The sequence below is a fragment of the Algibacter ulvanivorans genome, from assembly GCF_048381495.1.
Lineage (GTDB): Bacteria > Bacteroidota > Bacteroidia > Flavobacteriales > Flavobacteriaceae > Algibacter_B > Algibacter_B ulvanivorans.
Genome location: NZ_JBLWGD010000001.1, coordinates 229917 through 251935 on the forward strand (window position 1 = coordinate 229917; position 22019 = coordinate 251935).

13 protein-coding genes are annotated in these 22019 nt (G+C 33.3%); 9 read left to right on the plus strand and 4 right to left on the minus strand.

What is annotated here, in order from left to right; all coding sequences use genetic code 11:
- The first annotated feature begins 38 nt into the window (after positions 1 to 38).
- From ACNG5D_RS01175 to ACNG5D_RS01190, 4 genes are all read left to right on the plus strand, one after another.
- Entirely contained in the window at positions 39 to 6380 is a 6342-nt protein-coding gene (locus ACNG5D_RS01175) for a LamG-like jellyroll fold domain-containing protein (RefSeq protein WP_418181664.1), read from the plus strand.
- Between the two features lie 168 nt (positions 6381 to 6548).
- On the plus strand, positions 6549 to 9953 hold the full coding sequence (gene ileS, locus ACNG5D_RS01180; RefSeq protein ID WP_418181665.1) for an isoleucine--tRNA ligase: 3405 nt from the start codon (positions 6549 to 6551) through the stop codon (positions 9951 to 9953).
- A gap of 4 nt (positions 9954 to 9957) precedes the next feature.
- Complete coding sequence (locus tag ACNG5D_RS01185) at positions 9958 to 10338, plus strand: TraR/DksA family transcriptional regulator (protein WP_418181666.1); 381 nt, start codon at positions 9958 to 9960, stop codon at positions 10336 to 10338.
- 106 nt (positions 10339 to 10444) lie between these two features.
- On the plus strand, positions 10445 to 11065 hold the full coding sequence (locus ACNG5D_RS01190) for a lipoprotein signal peptidase (protein WP_418181667.1): 621 nt from the start codon (positions 10445 to 10447) through the stop codon (positions 11063 to 11065).
- A 1-nt stretch (position 11066) separates the two neighbouring features.
- Here the strand turns inward: ACNG5D_RS01190 and ACNG5D_RS01195 are convergent, their stop codons facing one another.
- Genes ACNG5D_RS01195 through ACNG5D_RS01210 form a run of 4 tightly spaced genes read right to left on the minus strand, consistent with a single transcriptional unit; the run spans position 11067 to position 13914 of the window.
- Complete coding sequence (locus tag ACNG5D_RS01195; RefSeq protein WP_418181668.1) at positions 11067 to 11630, minus strand: 5-formyltetrahydrofolate cyclo-ligase; 564 nt, start codon at positions 11628 to 11630, stop codon at positions 11067 to 11069.
- A 5-nt stretch (positions 11631 to 11635) separates the two neighbouring features.
- The gene (locus tag ACNG5D_RS01200) at positions 11636 to 12610 is read right to left on the minus strand and encodes a succinylglutamate desuccinylase/aspartoacylase family protein (RefSeq protein ID WP_418181669.1); all 975 of its coding nucleotides are present in this window, start codon (positions 12608 to 12610) and stop codon (positions 11636 to 11638) included.
- On the minus strand, positions 12611 to 13486 hold the full coding sequence (gene rimK, locus ACNG5D_RS01205; RefSeq protein ID WP_418181670.1) for a 30S ribosomal protein S6--L-glutamate ligase: 876 nt from the start codon (positions 13484 to 13486) through the stop codon (positions 12611 to 12613).
- Positions 13483 to 13914 (minus strand): ATP-dependent zinc protease family protein, encoded by a 432-nt coding sequence (locus tag ACNG5D_RS01210; RefSeq protein ID WP_418181671.1) that lies wholly within the window; start codon positions 13912 to 13914, stop codon positions 13483 to 13485. The genes rimK and ACNG5D_RS01210 overlap by 4 nt, the downstream gene beginning before the upstream one ends.
- A gap of 293 nt (positions 13915 to 14207) precedes the next feature.
- Here ACNG5D_RS01210 and uvrC point away from each other — a divergent pair, with 293 nt between their 5' ends.
- The 5 genes from uvrC to ACNG5D_RS01235 all read left to right on the plus strand — a co-directional run bounded on the left by uvrC (position 14208) and on the right by ACNG5D_RS01235 (position 22015).
- Complete coding sequence (gene uvrC, locus ACNG5D_RS01215) at positions 14208 to 16007, plus strand: excinuclease ABC subunit UvrC (RefSeq protein ID WP_418181672.1); 1800 nt, start codon at positions 14208 to 14210, stop codon at positions 16005 to 16007.
- Positions 16008 to 16015: 8 nt separating this feature from the next.
- Positions 16016 to 18253 carry a patatin-like phospholipase family protein gene (locus tag ACNG5D_RS01220; protein ID WP_418181673.1) on the plus strand — a complete coding sequence of 746 codons (2238 nt, stop codon included), beginning with the start codon at positions 16016 to 16018 and terminating at the stop codon, positions 18251 to 18253.
- A gap of 232 nt (positions 18254 to 18485) precedes the next feature.
- Positions 18486 to 19643: a homogentisate 1,2-dioxygenase gene (locus tag ACNG5D_RS01225; protein ID WP_418181674.1), complete on the plus strand. Its 1158-nt coding sequence runs from the start codon at positions 18486 to 18488 to the stop codon at positions 19641 to 19643.
- A gap of 127 nt (positions 19644 to 19770) precedes the next feature.
- Complete coding sequence (gene hppD, locus ACNG5D_RS01230; RefSeq protein WP_418181675.1) at positions 19771 to 20931, plus strand: 4-hydroxyphenylpyruvate dioxygenase; 1161 nt, start codon at positions 19771 to 19773, stop codon at positions 20929 to 20931.
- Positions 20932 to 21232: 301 nt separating this feature from the next.
- Entirely contained in the window at positions 21233 to 22015 is a 783-nt protein-coding gene (locus tag ACNG5D_RS01235) for a DUF3108 domain-containing protein (RefSeq protein ID WP_418181676.1), read from the plus strand.
- Positions 22016 to 22019: the final 4 nt, after the last annotated feature.

Here is a 22019-nt window from a genome sequence, read left to right on the forward strand (position 1 = left end):
TTTTTGGCTTAGTGCTCTAAAATTAATAATGGCCAACAATGGAAAAAGAATTACACACCTCGATTAAAATATTGTTTTTGCTTGTATTTTTGTTTTTATATGCTAGCAAAAGTTTTTCTCAAGTAGAAATAGCTAGTCAACGATTTCATAACGGTAACCCTAGTTATCAATATGCTGTTGCAGATAAAGATGGTGTAAGTGCGCCTCCAAGCCAAAATATAACAACACATGTTGGTACAGATAATTGGAATTATATAGCAACTACAACTAATGGTATAATTAGGGTTGTAAACTCTAATATTACAACTCCAGCATCAAACTCTTACAGTTTAGAATTAAAAAACTATTGGAATGATGCCCCAGTAATAGAGTTTGCAGAAAAAAACTTAACCAATTACGTTAATGTTACTTTCTCTATAGCCTATCAATCATTAGGAGACCCAGATGATAATGAAAATTTAGTTTTAAATTATTCATATTTTGATGGCGGATCATGGGTTAATAACACGGTAACTTTAATTCAGGGTGCAAATACACAGTATTTATTAGGAATTCCGCTTCCAGAGTCTGATAGAAAGTTATTTTCTAATTCAAACCCAGACCCAAATCCATTTCAAGTTTCTATTCCAGATTCAGCAACTGCATTTAGAGCTTCAATAAACTCTAGTTTTGTTAATGGAGCTAACGGTAATGATAATTACTATATTGATGATGTGATTTTGCGAGGCGATGCAACTACAACAGCACCAACAGCAGCATGTAAAAACGATTTTTCAATCGAGCTAGATGCCTTTGGAAACGCTTCAATAACAGCAGCAGATATTGATAATGGGTCAAGTGTTGCAGTAGGTACAATGTCTCTATCTATAGATAAATCTAGTTTTACGTGTGATGATTTAGGGGAAAACCTAATCACATTAACGGTTCATGATGGTACACAATCCAGCACTTGTACAACAACTGTTACTGTAAATAATTATTCAGGAACTATGATAGCACCAACAGTTCCAGATGTAACAACATATTGTTCTTATACAGCAACACCTCCAACAGATATATCATACAAGTGTAATGTAATTTCACCAACAACAACAGATGCAACAACATATTCAACACCAGGTAACTATACCGTAACATGGACATATTACGATACTAATACAGGAGATTCGGCAACAACAACACAAAATATTACTTTAAATGCAGTAAGCGCACCAACAGGAGTTACGGTTACTAATATTAAGGCCGACTCGGCAACTATAACTTGGGATGAACAAATAGGAATTAATTCTTACGAAATACAGTATAAAAAGAATAACCTTGTTAATTGGGATTCGGTTACATCAACCACAAATACCGTAGATCTTGAATTTTTAGACCAATCTACATTGTATAATGTAAGAGTTGCTGCTGCCTGTAGCTCGTCGGCTGTTTTTTCTGGAGTTAATAATTTTACAACACAAGGTCATGATTATTGCCAGCCAAGCGTTGGTAATAGTAGTAATAGAGTATATGTAAGAGGTGTTAATTTTGGGACAATTAATAATACAGATAATACGCGGGGTTATAATGGCTATGAAGACAATACCTATAACTCAACAATATTATATAAAAACGAATATCACACCCTAACCTTAACGTTAAGAAATAGAGATTATCATGGCATAGGTCATGCTGTTTGGATTGATTTTAATGGCGATGGAGATTTTGAAGACGCCAATGAAATGGTTTGGAATAATAATGGTAATTTAAGTTGGACAGGTAGAAATCAAACACACAGCCCATCTATATTTATTCCATCATATGCGGTAACAGGTATAACAAGAATGCGAGTTGCTGTAAGAAGAAATGGAACACCTACTAACCCTTGTTCTGATGACGATTGGAATAATGAAAGAGGAGAATTTGAAGATTATACACTCGATTTACAAATTAGACCAGATTCGCCTCAAGAAATTGATGTTACAGGTAACGGAAACCTTATTGTTGATGATGCCGGAGTTGGTGATATTTCCGAATCTAATAATACCGATTTTGGTAAATATGATGTATACGATGTTCCATTAAAAAAAACATATAGAATTACAAATAATGGAGCCGATCCACTTACATTAACAGGGTCTCCACTTGTTCAGTTTATAAGTAATACAGGCGATTTTACAATTACTCAACCAGCAATATCTGTTTTAGCAATTGGAGAATCTACCACATTTACAATAACATTTAATCCCGATACCGTTGGAGTTAAAAATGCAACAATTCAAATATTAAATGACGATGTTGATGGTGCTGATACTGAAGACAATTATACATTCTATATTGAAGGAGAAGCTATAAAGGCTTTTGCAGATACCGATGGCGATGGTGTGCCAGATAATATTGATGGCGATGATGATAACGATGGCTTATTAGATGCAACTGAAGATAGTTCGTGTAAAACATACGCTTATGCAAATCAAGTAGAAACGGTGTTTTTAAACGAAACCTTTGGAGCGGGTTATAACCGAGTACCTATTAACGAATATAATGATATCGCTACAACAACGTATTGTTACGAAGATGGTTCTGGTTCGTGCTCTGGAGATGCAAACCTAGGCGATGGGTCTTACACCATTTACTATCGCGCAGGTAATGGCGACGGAACAAACCAAACACCAAACGGCGAAGTGGCTGCTTGGTCAGATCAAGTTTGGTATACTGGTTTCGATCATACACCAGATAGCGTAGATGGAGCAGAACCAGGGCGAATGCTTTTAATTAATGCAAGTTACGATCCAGGAGTGTTTTATAGTGCAAATATTACTGGTGTAGCACCAGGAGTAGAGGTTATCTACGGTTTTTCTATTATAAATTTAGATAGAGCTGATGCCCCTTGTATAGATGGTTGTCCAGGTGGAGCAACTTGGGACGATAATCCTAGAAATAGACCAGAAGTACTTATTGCTGTTTACGACACTAATGGAAATACGTTAATTCCTACAACAACATCGGGATTAATACAACCAACAGACCCATCTAACCCTAATGGCGATTGGATAAATGTAGAAACTACCTTTACTACTAATTCATCTCAATTTACCATTCAATTAATAAACAGTCAGGATGGTGGCCCAGGTAATGACCTTGCTATTGATGATATTTATGTAAAACAAATACTATGCGATCAAGATGGCGATGGTGTTCCAGATTCTATCGATTTAGATAACGATAATGATGGTATACCAAATGTTGTAGAATTAGGACTTGCAGATCCAGATAAAGATGCTACTTTATTTGGTACAGGTTGGATAGATGCAAATAGTAATGGCGTACACGATGCTTATGAAGGTGGAGCACCAATGATAGATACCGATGGCGATGGTATCCCTAATTATATCGATGCCGATTCTGATAATGATGGTATTTTCGATACTGTAGAGTATGACGGAAAAGGAGATATTGATGTTGATGGCGATGGAAAAGGAGATGGCTCGGATATTAATACCTTTGTTTTAGATGATGAAGCCGATGGCGATGGCTTATTGGCCATTATTGATGGTAACGATGCTGATGCTGACGATTCCGACCATGGTAGTGCGGCTTACGAAACTCCATTAGATTCAGATAATGATGGTATTCCAGATTATTTAGAATTAGACTCTAATAATGATGGTGTTTACGATATTAAAGAAACCATTTACGCAGCTTACGATGCAGATAATAATGGTATAATTGATGGCACTATAGATACAGATCAAGATGGCATATTAGATGGTTTCGATACAAGTAATAGTGTATTTGGCTCGCCAAGAAAGTTAGATGCTAGCTATACATTACATTTTGATGGTAGAAACGATTACATTTCAGAAAATATACCTGTAATAGATAGTTGGGCTAGTAGTACTTTAATGGCTTGGATAAAAATTGATGCCGGAGCAACAGGAAAAAGACGTATTGTTGGTCAAGATAATTTTTACCTATCAGTAAATGCAAATGGTACAGCAAGTACAACAGCAGGAGGCTCAACAATAACATCTACAACAGTTTTACCAGAAAACATATGGGTTCATGTAGCCGCTTCGTTTAATAATGCCAATGGAAACTTTGTGCTTTATGTAAACGGAGAACAAGAAGATATATGTACAGCAACAGCAATATCTGCAGCAAGTACAGATTTTACTATTGGTAGAAAACCAGGACTTTTAGGAGAAGAAAATGTTCTAACTAGCGAGTATTTTAAAGGTGAAATAGATGAAATTAGAGTTTTTGATGCTGGATTATCTGAAGATGAAATTCAAAAAATGATATATCAAGAACTAGATGATAGTAATGGTTTTGTAGGAGGTAAAATAGTGCCAATAGACATTTCTAGCCTTGCTGGTTCAAGCTTACAACGTTATTATAAGATGGATAAGTTTGATGCAGACATTACATCAGAGAAAAAAGCAATATCTACAGGCGCAAAACTTTATAATATAAAAGAAGTGCGCTTTCAAACAGCTCCACTGCCATTTGTAACATCGTCTCCAGGTTCTTGGAGTTCTGAAGAAACTTGGCAACATGGCAATGTTTGGGATATTAAAGATGTTGACAAAAATAAAGATTGGTGTATTGTAAAAGTAGCTCACAATATAACAGCTAGTCACGACATAAAAACATCCGGATTAATATTAGATTCAAATAGAACTTTAAATGTACAAGGTGATCATTTAGTTCAAAATAATTGGTATTTAGAGCTTAATGGAACAATAGATTTAGAAAACGATTCTCAATTAATACAAACAATAAATAGCAACTTAGTTACATCTGCTACCGGAAAAATATTAAGACGCCAAGAAGGGTCATCAAATCCATATTGGTATAACTACTGGTCATCGCCAGTAGGAGCAACAGGTGCAACAAGTTTAATTAATAATAATGCAGCAAATAACAACCCTAACAATTCACCTTTTAGTTTAAATATGATAAAGGACGATTCAGGTTTTAATTGCCAATTCACATCTAGTTACACAGGAAACGGTAGTATAAGTACATATTGGTTGTACACATTTAAAAATGGTGTTACCTATTGGAATTGGGAACAGATAAGTACAACTTCAGGACTTCAGCCTGGTATAGGATATACTCAAAAAGGAACAGGTACAGCAGCTCCAGAACAACAATATATATTTGAAGGCAAGCCTAATAACGGTACAATATTGGTAGATGTAAAAGATGTAGGAGGACCAGGTTCTGTAGCCAATGCATCAAAAACTAGTTTTTTATTAGGAAATCCATATGCTTCAGCTATCGATATTCATAAATTTTTAGACGATAACGAGGGTGTAGTAGGAGATGGTTCAAATGGTGGTTATATTCAGTTATGGCAGCAATGGGGTGGTAATTCTCATAATCTTAACGAATACCATGGCGGTTATGCACAGGTAAATAAAACGGGTTCTATTAGAGCGTATCAATTTGTTAGTTTTTATGGAGCGCATAATGGTAGTCAAGATGGTACCATAGTACCAACCCGCTATCTTCCAGTAGGACAAGGGTTTTTAGTAGAAGTTGTAGCCGATGGTCAAGTTGAGTTTAACAACAGCCAACGCGTGTTTATAAAAGAAGCCGATGCCGATGGTAGCGACGATACTGGTTCAGTATTTTCAAGAACATCAAAAAAAGGAAAAAAATCAGCACAAAAGGATGCTAACAAGAGCGCATTAGCAGAAGAGATGCAAAAAATAAGAATAGAATTCAACTCGGTTACAGGGCCAGCAACACGCCATGAGTTATTATTAGGTTTTAGCGATTTTACAACCGATGGATTCGATTATGGTTACGAAGCCAAAAATACCGAGGCAAGTAATAACGATTTAAATTTAGATTTGGATGGGTATAATATGAATATTCAAGCCTATTCAAAAATAACAGATGATAAGGTGGTGCCGCTAAACTTTAGTTCGTCTGGCGATAATTCATTCGAAATAAGAATTTCAGAAACTCAAAATATGCCCGAAGATCAAGCTGTTTATTTACGCGATAGCTTAACCGATACGTATTTTAATTTAAGGGAAGATTTAGCTTATAGTTTTTCATCAAACCAAGGCATATTTAATAAACGATTTAGTATTGTTTTTCAAAATAAAGCCGAAACGTTAAGTGCAGAAGAAGCTAAAACAACAGAAAATTTTATTTACTATGAAAATAGAAGTAATACGTTTTATGTTAAAAAGTTAAACAACGACATTAAAAACTTGGCATTAATAAATATGCGCGGTCAAAGTGTAATGGAGTTACAAAACGTATCAAAATCAAGCTTAGAAAATGGAGTCCGTTTCGATAATATAGCAACTGGAGCTTATATAGTTTGTATGCGAACAATAGATAATAAGGTATTAACCAAAAAAATTGTAGTGAATTAGTATATAAAAAACGATAAACAAAAAGGCTACTTTTTCTAGTAGTCTTTTTGTTGTTTTTAAAATAAAGACATTTAAACATTTGTATTCTAATAAAAAATTTTAAATAACATAAATACATGTTTTAAGGATAATTCATTAAATTCGCGAACTTATAAGAATTAAGAAGAAATGAGCGTGAAATTTCCTGAATATAAAGGACTTGACTTACCAAATGTAACTAGTAATATATTACAATATTGGCAAGAAAATAACATATTTGAAAAAAGTGTATCAACCAGAGAAGGCAAAAAATCATTTGTGTTTTTTGAAGGGCCACCTTCTGCAAACGGATTGCCAGGTGTACACCATGTTTTAGCACGAGCTATTAAAGATATTTTTCCGCGTTATAAAACCATGAAAGGTTTCCAAGTAAAGCGTAAAGCAGGTTGGGATACACATGGGTTGCCAATTGAGTTAGGTGTAGAAAAAGAATTAGGAATTACAAAAGAAGATATAGGTAAAACCATTTCGGTTGAAGATTATAATGCCGCTTGCCGCAAAGCTGTAATGCGTTATACTGATGTTTGGAACGATCTTACTCAAAAAATGGGATATTGGGTAGATATGGACGATCCATATATTACTTACAAACCAAAATATATGGAATCTGTTTGGTGGTTATTAAAACAGATTTATAATAAAAATTTAATTTACAAAGGTTACACTATACAACCTTATTCGCCAAAGGCAGGAACAGGGTTAAGCTCGCATGAATTAAACCAACCAGGAACTTATCAAGATGTTACCGATACAACAGTAGTAGCACAATTTAAAGCTATAGAAAATACCTTACCTGAAGCGCTTAAAAAGTTTGATAATTTGCACTTTTTAGCATGGACAACTACACCATGGACGCTTCCAAGTAATACGGCTTTAACAGTAGGTTCTAAAATCGATTATGTTGTTGTAGCAACTTATAACCAATATACTTTCGAGCCTATACATGTTATACTTGCTAAAAACTTAGTAGGCAAACAATTTACTGGTAAATATCAACAAACCGAAGCGGTTTCAGAATTATCAAGCTACACAAAAGAAAACAAAAAAATACCGTATTTAATAGCAGCCGAAATTAAAGGAGCAGATTTAGTTGGGGTTAAATACGAGCAGTTATTAAAATATGTATTACCAAACGATAACCCGCAAGATGCATTTAGAGTTATTTCTGGAGATTTTGTAACAACCGAAGACGGAACAGGAATTGTACACACCGCACCAACTTTTGGAGCCGATGATGCTTTGGTAGCAAAACAAGCTACACCAGAAATTCCGCCTATGTTGGTTAAAGATGAAAATGGTAACTTGGTGCCACTTGTAGATTTACAAGGAAAGTTTCGTCCAGAATTAGGAGAGTTTGCAGGTAAATATGTTAAAAACGAATATTATAATGATGGCGAAGCACCAGAGAAATCTGTCGATGTTGAATTAGCCATTAAATTAAAAACAGAAAACAAAGCCTTTAAGGTAGAAAAATATAAGCACAGCTATCCAAACTGTTGGCGTACAGATAAACCAATTTTATACTATCCGTTAGATTCTTGGTTTATTAAAGTAACCGATGTTAAGGAGCGTATGTTCGAGCTTAACGAAACCATAAACTGGAAACCAAAATCTACAGGAACAGGACGTTTTGGTAACTGGTTGGCAAATGCAAACGATTGGAATTTATCGCGGTCGCGTTATTGGGGAATACCGTTGCCAATTTGGAGAACCGAAGATGGTAAAGAAGAAATATGTATAGGCTCGGTTGAAGAATTAAAATCTGAAATGCAAAAAGCAGTTTCAGCGGGAGTTTTAGATAAAGATATTTTTGCCGATTTTGAAGTAGGAAACAATTCAGATGAAAACTATGCTAAAATTGATTTACATAAAAATATTGTAGACGAGGTAGTACTAGTATCGCCAACAGGACAAAAAATGTTCCGCGAAAGCGATTTAATTGATGTTTGGTTCGATTCTGGCTCTATGCCTTACGCACAATGGCATTACCCATTTGAAAATAAAGATTTAATTGATAAAGGCACCACTTATCCTGCCGATTTTATAGCAGAAGGCGTAGACCAAACCCGTGGTTGGTTTTACACACTTCACGCTATCGGGACTATGGTTTTCGATTCTGTAGCCTATAAAAACGTCGTATCAAACGGATTGGTGTTAGACAAGAATGGGCAAAAAATGTCTAAACGCCTTGGTAATGCTGTCGATCCTTTTGAAACATTAGGTAATTACGGTGCCGATGCTACACGTTGGTACATGATTAGTAATGCAAACCCTTGGGATAATTTAAAGTTCGATTTAGATGGTATTGAAGAAGTAAAACGTAAATTTTTTGGTACACTTTACAATACCTATTCGTTTTTTCAGTTATATGCTAACCTAGATAATTTTAACTATAGTGAAGCCGATATTCCTTTAAATGAACGCCCAGAAATAGACCGTTGGATTATTTCAGAATTACACACACTAATTCAAAAAGTAGATGGCTTTTATGCCGATTACGAGCCAACAAGAGCAGCAAGAGCAATTTCAGATTTCACACAAGATTATGTAAGTAACTGGTTTGTACGTTTAAGCAGAAGACGTTTCTGGAAAGGCGATTACCAGCAAGATAAAATTTCGGCTTACCAAACACTTTATACCTGTATGGTAACCATTGCTAAATTAAGTGCGCCAATAGCACCATTTTTTATGGATAGATTGTATTTAGATTTAAATACAGCTACCAAAAAAGAAGATTTTGAAAGTGTGCATTTAGCAAATTTCCCAGTTTTTAATCCGGCTTATGTTGATAAGTCTCTAGAAAACAAGATGGAAAGCGCTCAAACCATATCGTCTTTAGTATTATCATTAAGAGCTAAAGAAAAAATAAAAGTAAGACAACCCTTGCAAAAAATAATGATTCCTATTAGTAGCGAATCACAAAAAAAAGAAATTTTAGCGGTGGCAGACCTTATAAAATCTGAGGTTAATGTAAAAGAAATAGAAGTTTTAGAAGATGCTTCAGATATTTTGGTAAAACAAATAAAACCAAACTTTAAAGTACTTGGTCCACGTTTTGGAAAAGACATGAAGGCTGTGGCTCAATTAGTTAATAACTTTACCCCCGAAGATATTAAAAACATCGAGCAAAAAGGTATTTTAGACGTTGAAGTAAACGGAAAAAGTATTACTTTAGAACGTACAGATGTAGAAATTACATCGCAAGATATTGAAGGATGGTTGGTTGCAAATGAAGGTGCTTTAACCGTGGCTCTAGATGTTACCATTACAAACAATTTAAGAAGCGAAGGTATCGCTAGAGAATTGATAAATAGAATACAGAATTTAAGAAAAGATTCTGGATTTGAAGTTACAGATAAAATTGATATTGCGTTTGAAAAAGACGAGCATATTATAAATGCTATTAATACGAATAAAGATTATATAAAATCTGAAACGTTAGCAAATAAGCTTGAAATTATTGATAAATTAGAAGATGGTATAGAAATTGCTTTTGATGAAGTAAATACCAAACTGCACATAAAAAAACATTAATATTATGGAAGAAAATACCGTAAGATACTCAGACCAAGAATTAGCCGAATTTAAAACGCTAATAACCGAAAAAATAGAAAAAGCAAAACACGATTTAGAGTTAATAAAAAGTGCATATATGAACGACCATAATAATGGTACGGAAGATACATCGCCTACTTTTAAAGCTTTTGATGAAGGAAGCGCTGTAATGAGTAAAGAGTCTAATTCTGCACTAGCTATACGTCAAGAAAAGTTTATTCGCGACCTAAAAAATGCTTTAATAAGAATTGAAAATAAAACTTATGGTATTTGCCGTGTAACAGGAAAATTAATTAATAAGAAAAGATTAGAGTTAGTACCACATGCAACATTAAGTATTGAGGCTAAAAATATGCAATCGTAATTCTATTTTAAATTTATATATTTGAAACGTCTCGTTTAAATCGAGACGTTTTTCATTTTAATACCATTGTAGCCTATAAATAAGGCTAAAGGTGTAAGTTAAGCTAATGTCTTTAAAAAAATCTATTTTAATAATTCTTGTTATTTTATTAATCGATCAGGTTAGTAAAATTTACATAAAAACAAACTTTGTACTTCAAGAAAGTATAGATGTTTTTAGTTGGTTCGAAATCATTTTTGTTGAAAACGATGGTATGGCATGGGGAACAAAAATTAGCGATTTTGTGTCCTTTATTTCAGACAGAACAGCAAAAGTAATATTAACCTCTTTTAGAATAGTTGCTATTTTTGGTATTGGTTATTGGTTGTTCGATGCTACAAATAAGCAGCGTTCTAAAATATTAATTATTGCAATAGCTTTAATATTTTCTGGCGCTTTAGGTAATATTATTGATTCTGTATTTTATGGCATTTTGTTTGACGATAGTTATAATCAAGTAGCGCAGTTTTTACCAGAAGCTGGAGGTTACGATAGTTTATTGCATGGTAAAGTTGTAGATATGCTTCATTTTCCGCTATTCGAGGTAGATTTGCCAGAATGGTTTCCGTTTTATGCCGGAAAACGTTTTAGTTTTTTCGATCCTGTTTTTAATATTGCCGATATGGCAATAAGTACAGGTTTTATTATGTTAATTGTGTTTAATAAAAAAGCATTTCCTAAAGAGTAAATTAAAACTTGTAAACGTTATTTGCTGTTACACAATAGTCTAAAGCTATATCGCCATCAAAGGTATCTGTAATTTTATTCTCTGCTTCAAAAAAAGATAAGCCAATTTTAATGGTTTCTGGTTTGCAATTGCTTAAAAATTTATCATAAAATCCTTTGCCATAACCTACACGATTTCCTTTTTTATCAAAAGCCAAAAGTGGAATAAAAACCACTTCAATTTTATCATTACTAATTTCAATACCATTAATGGGTTCAGGAATATTGTATGCGTTTTTTTTAATTACAGTATTATCTGTTAACAAAAAATGTGTCATTCCGCCCGTTTTAAAATTGCTTTTAGATATAAGAATGTTTTTGTCTTTTCCAGACAAAATGTTTAAAATATAATCGGTATTAACTTCTTTGTGCTCTACAATAGAAAGGAATATATGGTAAAAAGAAAAATTCCAAATAGGCAATTTTAAAAGCTGGTTAGAAATGGCTAAACTTAAATCTTCAATTTGGTTTTCAGATAAATCTTTTCGTTTTGCTTTATATGTTTTTCTTAGTTCTGTTTTGGTCATATATATTACCGTTTAAGTTTTGTAGAAATATGGAATAAAGCATCGCCTTGATATACAATAGGCGATTCGTTTACATTAATTATATAACCATTGTTTGATGCTTTTACAAAGTAATTAAATTTACCATAAGGGTCTGTAATGTTACCTAAAATATCGTCTTTTTTAACTAAAGAGCCAATGGGTATAGAGGCTTTAAACATTCCAGAATATTTGGCACGTTGCCATTTACTTTCGTTTATAAAAACGGTTTCTTTTTTAGGTACAGATGCTTTAAAATTAGACCTAAGCATGCCTAAGTGCTTTAGTAAGCGTTTGCAGCCATTAACACCAGAGTTTGTAACAACATCGTCAATATGAAATGATTTTCCACCTTCAAAAAGCAGTAATGGTTTGCCCAGTTTATAGCAAGTAGTTCTAAACGATTTAGATAAGTTGGAAGAGTATAAAACAAATGGTGCGCCAAATACTTTGGCTAAGTCGTTAAGTTCTTTATTTTCTTTAGAGTAGCGTAATTGCGGTGCGTTAAATCTACCCGATCCGCCTGTATGAAAATCGATAATCATATCTACATGCGGAATAATGTCGTGAATAAGTTTATAAGCAACACGACCTGCTAATGAACCCGATTTGCTACCGGGAAACACGCGGTTTAAATCGCGCCCATCAGGAAATTCACGTTTTAAGTTTATAAACCCAAAAATATTAATTACAGGCATACAAATAATAGTGCCACATTTTGGCTTATTTATATTTTTAGCAATAAGTTGCCTAACAATTTCAACACCATTAACCTCGTCGCCGTGTATACCAGCGGTAAATAAAATGGTAGGTCCTGGTTTTTTAGAACGTTCAATAATAACAGGAATATTTACAGGGGTAGAAGTGTGTAAATTAGCTACATCAAAATTTACCTCTTTACTTTCTCCGGGTTTTATGGTTTGCCCTAAAATAGTTAAACCGTTATTATTTACTTGCGTCATTTATCTTTTGTTTTTTTCAATAAAAGTAATAATTGCTTTTGCAATATTTCGTCCTGTAGCGGCTTCAATACCTTCTAATCCAGGTGTAGAATTTACTTCTAATAATAATGGACCTCTGCTAGATTGTAGCATATCTACGCCGCAAACAGGAAGTTTTAAAGCGCGTGATGCATTCATAGCTAATTTTAATTCGTCATGATTTAGTTTAATAATATTGGCCGTACCACCACGGTGTAAGTTCGATCTAAATTCGCCTTCTTTACCTTGGCGTTTCATGGCGCCAACAACTTGCCCATCTACAACAAGCGCACGTAAATCGGCACCGCCAGCTTCTTTAATAAATTCTTGTACAATAACGCGAGCTTCTAAACCATTAAAAGCTTCTAAAACCGATTCGGCAGCATTTTTAGTTTCGGCCAAAACAACACCTAGACCTTGAGTGCCTTCTAGTAATTTTATAATAACAGGTACACCACCAACATGCTCGATAACCTCTTCTACATCGCGAGAATAGTTGGTAAATACCGTTTTTGGCATTCCAATTCCTGCTTTGCTAAGGCGTTGTAAGCTTCGAAGTTTGTCTCTAGAACGTTGTATAGCATCAGAAGTAACAATAGTAAAAACACCCATCATTTCAAATTGACGCACCACAGCACAACCATAAAAAGTTACCGAAGCGCCTATTCTGGGTATAATAGCATCAACATAATCTAGATACCTATCTTTGTAATATATGGTAGGCTTTTCTTTTTCTATAATAATGTCGCATTTTAAGGGGTCAATCACTTCAATTATATGACCTCTTTTTTCACCTTCTTCAATTAAACGCTCTGTAGAATACAAATTTGCGTTTCTAGATAGTATTACAATATTCATTTTACTGCTTGCTTAATATTAAAAGAAACGTTTTCTAAATCTACATCAACCATAAATTTATGACTTAAAAATTGCCTACCAATTAAAACAGGAAACTTCATAGCGTCTCTAGTGCTTAAAGTTAAGTTAATCTTATATGTTTTACCAAAAAATATAACTTCAGATTTTACTTTATATCTATTTTCTTTAAAACCATTACTACTTTTTACATCTGTACGCCAAAAAGCATCAAAAATAATTTCGGTTTTACCAAAGTTTTTATGCACACTACTATTAAAAATGCAAAGTAATGCATTATCAATTTCAATAATTTCAGAGCAATGTATGGTCGATGTATACGCACCAGTATCCATTTTTACATCAATATTAAATAACCCTAGTTTTGGGAAATCAACAACATCAACACGTCCTATAATTTTTTTATTCATTTTATAAATATTTTTTTGTGGCGTTACCACAAGGGTCGGGCTTTTATTCATGTTTTTCTATTTCAAATTAAAGAATTCATGAACATAAATGTTTTGTTACAAGTCCTTGCGTTTCCTTTTTATAATTTTTAATGCTTGATTAATAACCAACAACTTAGGTTAGTCTTTTTTTAAAAGCGGCGCAATGTAGATAAATTATTGATTCGAAAAACAAAAACCATAAAAATTTACGTAACGTTAAATCAATAATAATTTCAATAAAAAAAACATTTAAATAATTACCTTTACACAACATGGATACCCCTAATTTAGAGATACAATTAAAAACTTTGCCTAATGCACCTGGAGTTTATCAATATTACGATAAAGAAGGTGTAATTATATATGTAGGTAAAGCAAAAAACTTAAAAAAAAGGGTAAGTTCTTACTTTACAAAAACCCATGATAGCGGAAAAACAAGAGTACTAGTAAAGAAAATAACCAATATAAAACACATTGTTGTCGATACAGAAACCGATGCACTTTTACTAGAAAACAATCTTATAAAAAAACATAAACCACGTTATAATGTGTTGCTTAAAGACGACAAATCGTACCCGTGGATTTGTATAAAAAACGAACGTTTCCCTAGAGTGTTCTCTACACGGCGCGTATTTAAAGATGGTAGCGACTATTTTGGGCCATACACCAGCGGGAAAACCGTACACACTTTATTAGATTTAATAAAGGGGCTTTACAGTTTGCGTACCTGTAATTATAATTTATCTGAAGAAAAGGTAGATGCAGGTAAATATAAAGTTTGTTTAGAATACCATTTAGGAAACTGTAAAGGTGCTTGTGAAGCGCTTGAAACCGAGGTAGAGTACAATAAAAATATTAAAGCCATAAAAGAAATATTAAAAGGAAACTTTAAAGATTCGTTGTTTCAATTTAAAGCACAAATGAAACAATTAGCTTCAAATTTACAGTTTGAAGAAGCTCAAAAAATAAAAGAAAAAGTAGAGGTTCTAGAAAATTACCAAGCAAAATCTACCATTGTAAATCCTAAAATTAGTAATGTAGATGTGTTTTCAATCATGAGCGACGAAAGTTATGGTTATATTAACTTTTTACAACTTTCTTATGGTTCTATAATTAGGTCGCATACCTTAGAAATAAAAAAGAAACTTGACGAAACCGACCAAGAACTTCTAGAATTAGCCATTACCGAAATACGGCAACGATTTAACTCCAATTCTAAAGAAATTTATGTGCCTTTTAAAGTTAATTTAGGAGAGAATGTAAAAGTAACTGTACCAAAACTAGGCGACAAAAAGCATATACTAGATTTATCACTCCGAAATGCCAAGTATTTTAGAATGGAGCGTTTCAAACAAATGAAAATTGTAGACCCCGATAGGCACGCCAACCGTATTATGGCGCAAATGAAAGTAGATTTACGCTTATCTGAAGAGCCACGACATATCGAATGTTTCGATAACTCCAATATTCAAGGTACAAACCCCGTGGCGGCATGCGTGGTATTTAAAAACGGAAAACCTAGTAAAAAAGATTATCGACATTTTAATATAAAAACCGTAGAAGGACCAGACGATTTTGCATCGATGGAAGAGGTTGTGTATAGACGTTATAAACGTTTACTTGACGAAGGTAAACCCTTGCCACAACTTATTATTATAGATGGCGGAAAAGGACAATTATCATCGGCATTAAAAAGTTTAGAAGCCTTAGGCTTAAGAGGAAAAATAGCCATTATAGGGATTGCAAAACGTTTGGAAGAATTATTTTACCCAGACGATCCAATTCCCTTATATTTAGATAAAAAAAGTGAAACCCTAAAAATAACACAACAATTACGAAACGAAGCACACCGTTTTGGTATCGAGCATCATAGAAATAAACGAAGTAAAACGGCGTTAAACACAGAGTTAGAAACCATTTCTGGAGTTGGCGAAAAAACAGTTGTAGAATTGCTAAGGCATTTTAAATCGGCAAAACGTGTTGCTAATGCAAAGCTAGACGAGTTAGAGGCTGTGGTAGGTGTGTCAAGAGCAGCAAAGGTTTATAATTATTATCATGAAAAAAATAAATAAATTATCAGTTGAAATTTAAAATAACCATAGTAGCATTAATAATATTAATTTCTTTTCCTGCAAAAGCACAAAACAATGCAGAAAAGTCTAAACCAAAAGTAGGTTTAGTGTTAAGTGGTGGCGGTGCTAAGGGTTTGGCACATATTGGTGTTTTAAAGGTTATAGATAGCTTAGGTGTAAAAGTCGATTATGTAGCAGGAACCAGTATGGGTTCTATAATTGGTGCTTTGTATGCAGCAGGGTATTCTGGTAAACAACTCGATTCTATTTTTCAAAATATAGATTTTGATACTATTATAAATGATAACTTGCCAAGATCTTCTACAGCTTTTAGCGAGCGTAATAATATGGAAAAATATGCCCTTAAATTACCCTTTAACGATTTTAAAATAAAATTACCATCGGCACTTTCAAGAGGGCATAATACGTATAGTTTATTATTAAAACTGTTAGTTCATGTTAATCAAGTAAATAATTTTAACGAGTTGCCAATTCCGTTTTTTTGTATAGCAACTAATATTGAAACAGGTAAGCAAGTTGTGTTAGATAAAGGTAATTTAACACAGTCTATAATGGCTAGTGGTGCTTTGCCGTCGTTATTTCAGCCAGTAACTATAAACAACCAAATGTTAATTGATGGTGGCGTTGTAAATAATTATCCAATTAACGAGTTGCGTGCTAAAGGTATGGATGTTATAATTGGAGTTGATGTGCAAGATGGATTAGCAACCCGAGAAGAGTTAACATCTGCTCCAGAGGTTTTACTTCAATTAAATAATTTTAGAACCATTAACGATATGAAGTTAAAGGTTAAAAAAACCGACATTTACATTAAACCTAATATTAAAGATTTTAATGTGGTATCTTTTAATGAAGGGAATGCTATTATAAAAGCAGGCAAACATGGAGCCTTATCAAAACTAAACGCTTTAAAAATACTTTCAAGTAAAACACCAAACATAAACCAAAAAGTAAAGCTAAAACCTATAGATAGCATTACAATAAATAATATAGAAGTAAAAGGGAATATAAATTATACAAGAGCTTATGTTTTAGGAAAGCTTAAATTAAAAAAGGATGAAAAAATAAGCTATCAAGATTTTAATAAAGGTGTAAATAACTTAGTAGCTACAAACAATTTTAAAGCTTTCGAGTACGAGTTAAAAAGCACTCCCAAAAAAGAGGGGTATAATTTATTGGCTAAAGTAAAAGAATCAAGAATTAATACATTTTTAAAATTGGGACTTCATTTTGACGATTTGTATAAAAGTGCAGCCTTAGTAAATTTAACAAAAAAGCAATTATTATTTAAAAACGATGTAGCCTCTCTAGATGTTATATTGGGCGATAATGTGCGTTATAATTTCGAGTATTTAATCGATAAAGGTTTTTATTGGAGTATTGGTATTAAGTCTAGGTACAACCAGTTTCATAAAAATATAAGCGCACAATTGGTTTTAGACGATAATCAACTAGCAAATTCGGGCTTAAATAAGATTGATGTTAAACTACGAGACCAAACCAATCAAATTTATTTACAAACATTATTTAGGCGAGACTTTTCGTTAAGTGTTGGTGGAGAGCATAAACGTTTAGAGATAAATTCTGAAACTATATTTGGAGACAGTTCAGATGAAGATTATCTGTTCGAAAACACCGATTATTTAAGCCTTTTTGGTAATTTAAAACTAGATACTTACGATAATAAATATTTTCCAAGAAAAGGGGTTTATTTTAATGGCGACTTAAATATATATTTATATGCGTCAGATTTTGTAGCAAACTTTAAAGACTTCTCAATAGCAAAAGCAGATATAGGCTATGCTTTTAGTGTTTCAAATACGCTAGCATTAAACTTGCAAACTAGCGGCGGGTTTAAATTGGGAAATAAATCTAATAATACGCTAGATTTTGCATTAGGCGGTTACGGAAACAACTTAATAAATAATTTTGTGCCTTTTTTAGGGTACGATTTTATTTCGCTAACAGGAAACAGTTATGTAAAGGCATCTGTAGTGGCAGATTACCAAGTTTTAAAAAATCATCATCTTACCTTAGAAGGGAATTGGGCTAATATTGACGATAATATTTTTGATACAGGAGAGTGGTTTACACTACCAGATTATAGAGGTTATGCTTTAGGTTATGGCATTGAAACTTTTTTAGGGCCTATTCAGGCCAAATACAGTTATTCGCCAGAACAAAAAGAAAGTGCTTGGTTTTTTAATATTGGCTTTTGGTTTTAACACACTTACTTTTTATTTTGTTGAAGACGAAAATCTAGCATACTTGTCAAATTTTTTTACGATATTTGTGTTGTTATGACAGCATTTTGGAAAGATTTACTATCGCATCTTCACTATCTCATCAAGAGGAATCCTGAATGAACATACTTTTTGTATCTTTATAAATACGAGTTATTTAGTATCTTAAGTATAACTTAAGTGTTCTTTTTTATTCATTTTTAAAATTTAAAGTATGCCTTTTTATCATAAATTAGGAAATATTCCGCATAAACGACACATTCAATTTAGAAAACCAGATGGTAGTTTGTATTACGAGCAACTATTTGGCACTATTGGTTTTGATGGTATGTCAACCAATAGCTACCATGAACAACGCCCAACCCAAGTAAAGGAAATTAAAAAACAATACAGCGTTGCTCCTAAAATAGCATTAGCAAACAATATAAAATCGTATCGTTTAAAAGGATTTCAGGTAAAACCCGAAAACGATTATTTAGATAGCCGTAAAACAGTTTTAATAAATAGCGACTGTGCTATTATTTTAGCTGCACCAAAACAATCAACAAAAAACTATTTTTATAAAAATACTGATGCCGACGAGCTAATTTTTATACATAAAGGCACCGGAAAGTTAAGAACCATGCTTGGTAATCTAGATTTTAAATATGGCGATTATTTATTAGTGCCTAGAGGTATTATATATAAAATTGATTTTGATACTGAAGATAATAGGTTGTTTATTGTCGAGTCTAGAAGACCAATTTACACCCCAAAACGTTACCGAAATTGGTTTGGGCAATTATTAGAACATTCGCCATTTTGTGAACGCGATATTAGAAGACCACAAGAGTTAGAAACTAATAACGAGTCTGGAGAATTTCTTATTAAAGTAAAAAAACAAGACGATATTATTGAAATGGTTTACGCATCGCATCCGTTTGATGTGGTGGGTTACGATGGTTACAATTACCCGTATGCCTTTTCAATTCACGATTTCGAACCTATAACGGGTAGAATCCATCAACCGCCACCAGTACACCAAACTTTTGAGACAGATGCTTTTGTGGTGTGTAGCTTTGTGCCACGATTATACGATTACCATCCGCAATCTATACCAGCGCCTTACAACCATAGTAATATAGATAGCGATGAAGTATTGTATTATGTTGATGGCGATTTTATGAGTAGGAACGATATTGATGCTGGACATATATCATTACACCCAGCAGGTATACCTCATGGCCCGCACCCTGGAGCCACAGAGCGTAGTATAGGTAAAACAAAAACAGACGAACTAGCAGTAATGGTCGATACTTTTAAGCCTTTAATGGTAACAGAAGAAGCTATGAAAATAGCCGATGAAAGTTATCATAAATCATGGTTAGAATAGGTTGTTAAAATAGTTTTTATGTTTTAGCATAAAAGACTAAAACACCAATTAAATAAAACTTAAAAACTAGTTTTTAATACCACTAAATTAAACAATTAACTCATCAAAAGAAATAAACATTAAAATTATGAGTAAAGATATAAAATCAGTAAACTACGGTTTAGAAAAAATATTTGAAGGCGCACAAGACTTTTTACCGCTTTTAGGAACAGATTATGTAGAGTTTTATGTAGGTAACGCAAAGCAGGCGGCTCATTTTTATAAAACAGCTTTTGGGTTTCAGTCGCATGCCTATCGTGGTTTAGAAACAGGCGCAACAGATGCTGTAAGTTATGTGTTAACACAAGATAAAATAAAGTTAATGCTAACAACACCTTTAAATAGTAAATCGCCTATAAACAACCATATTGTAAAACATGGCGATGGAGTAAAAATAGTAGCACTTTGGGTAGAAGATGCCAGAAAAGCTTATCAAGAAACAACCTCTAGGGGCGCAAAATCTTATATGGAACCAACTGTTGAAACAGACGAGCATGGCGAGGTTGTAAGAGCAGGTATTTACACTTATGGAGAAACAGTACACATGTTTGTAGAGCGTAAAAATTATAACGGTGCATTTTTACCAGGTTTTCAAAAATGGGAATCGGATTATAACCCGCCAGCAGCAGGCTTAAAGTATATAGATCATATGGTTGGGAATGTAGGCTGGAACCAAATGGATGTTTGGGTAAAATGGTATGAAGATGTTATGGGTTTTGAAAACTTTTTATCGTTTGATGACAAACAAATACATACCGAATACTCTGCGTTAATGAGTAAAGTAATGTCTAACGGAAACGGAAGAATAAAATTTCCTATAAACGAACCTGCCGAAGGAAAAAAACGCTCGCAAATTGAAGAGTATTTAGATTTTTATGAAGGCGCAGGTGTACAGCATATTGCAGTAGCTACTGATGATATTATTAAAACCGTATCGCAATTACGATCTAATGGTGTAGAATTTTTATCGACACCACCAGAAGAATATTATAAAGCTGTTCCTGGGCGTTTAGAAGAGTTTAGCCACGAGTTAAGAGAAGACATTGAAAAACTTAAAGGTTTAGGTATTATGATTGATGCCGATGAGGAAGGTTATTTACTTCAAATTTTTACAAAACCTGTTGAAGATAGGCCAACCTTATTTTTTGAAATTATTCAGCGTATGGGAGCGCGCGGTTTTGGTGCTGGAAATTTTAAAGCACTTTTTGAGTCGATTGAGCGCGAACAAGCCAAAAGAGGTACGCTTTAAAGTATTGTAAGTTTATAATATAAAAACCTGTTAGTTAATTCTAGCAGGTTTTTTGCGTTAGGGATTGAACGGTGTGTTTAAGCTCGCCGACGGTAGGAGGCAGCGAGTAGTGAAAGCCCGACCCTTGTGGTAACGCCTTAAACACCGATAAATTGACAATTTTTATTAATGTAACAGAAGTATAACTTACTAAAGGATAGGGAATACAATAAAATTTATATTTTTGGAACAGTAATTGTAATTTCTTACTTGAAACAATAATTGTGAAACTATAGAGTTACATATTAATTACCCAAAAACAATGAAAAAAACACTACTTATATGTATTACTATAATGGCTATGCAGCCCCTTTTTGCGCAGCAAGAATCGGCATTTGCAGAAGGCGAATGGTTTAAGTTTAAAATGAGCTATAGTAATTGGCTAAAAGCTGGTAATGCAACACTTACAGTTAAAAATGCAACGCTTAATAATAAAGAGGTGTATCATGTTGTAGGTAAAGGTTGGACTACCGGAATGATTAAATGGTTTTTTAAAGTTAAAGATAGGTACGAAAGCTATTTTGATAAGCAAACCATAAAGCCTTATAAATTTGTTAGAAATATTGATGAAGGTGGCCATACTAAAAATTTAGAAATAGATTTCGACCAAGTAAATAATAAAGCGCATGTAAACAATAAAAAACATAAAACCCAAAAGGTAATAGATACTAAACCTAATATTCAAGATATGGTATCTACATTTTATTATTTACGTAATAATTTAGATACTAGTACCTTGAAAAATGGCGATGAGGTAAAAATAGATATGTTTTTTGATGAGGAAAACTACGGGTTTAAGTTAAAATATTTGGGCGAGGAAATTATAAACACCGATTTTGGAAAGGTTGAATCTTTAAAATTTAGACCTTATGTAATGGCTGGTCGCGTTTTTAAAGAAGAAGAAAGTTTAACGCTTTGGGTGTCAAAAGACAAAAATAAAGTACCTTTACGCATTAAAGCAGATTTGGCTGTAGGCTCGTTAAGAGCAGACCTTGAAGCTTTTAAAGGATTAAAACACCCTTTTAAAATTGTTGTTAATAATTAATACA

Bases quoted from the DNA above. Each gene is read 5' to 3' on its own strand.
- ACNG5D_RS01200 (WP_418181669.1), bottom strand. From the start codon at position 12,610: ATGACGCAAGTAAATAATAACGGTTTAACTATTTTAGGGCAAACCATA.
- uvrC (WP_418181672.1), top strand. From the start codon at position 14,208: ATGGATACCCCTAATTTAGAGATACAATTAAAAACTTTGCCTAATGCA.
- ACNG5D_RS01195 (WP_418181668.1), bottom strand. From the start codon at position 11,630: ATGACCAAAACAGAACTAAGAAAAACATATAAAGCAAAACGAAAAGAT.
- hppD (WP_418181675.1), top strand. From the start codon at position 19,771: ATGAGTAAAGATATAAAATCAGTAAACTACGGTTTAGAAAAAATATTT.
- ACNG5D_RS01225 (WP_418181674.1), top strand. From the start codon at position 18,486: ATGCCTTTTTATCATAAATTAGGAAATATTCCGCATAAACGACACATT.
- ACNG5D_RS01235 (WP_418181676.1), top strand. From the start codon at position 21,233: ATGAAAAAAACACTACTTATATGTATTACTATAATGGCTATGCAGCCC.
- ACNG5D_RS01185 (WP_418181666.1), top strand. From the start codon at position 9,958: ATGGAAGAAAATACCGTAAGATACTCAGACCAAGAATTAGCCGAATTT.
- ACNG5D_RS01175 (WP_418181664.1), top strand. From the start codon at position 39: ATGGAAAAAGAATTACACACCTCGATTAAAATATTGTTTTTGCTTGTA.
- rimK (WP_418181670.1), bottom strand. From the start codon at position 13,486: ATGAATATTGTAATACTATCTAGAAACGCAAATTTGTATTCTACAGAG.
- ileS (WP_418181665.1), top strand. From the start codon at position 6,549: ATGAGCGTGAAATTTCCTGAATATAAAGGACTTGACTTACCAAATGTA.
- ACNG5D_RS01190 (WP_418181667.1), top strand. From the start codon at position 10,445: ATGTCTTTAAAAAAATCTATTTTAATAATTCTTGTTATTTTATTAATC.
- ACNG5D_RS01210 (WP_418181671.1), bottom strand. From the start codon at position 13,914: ATGAATAAAAAAATTATAGGACGTGTTGATGTTGTTGATTTCCCAAAA.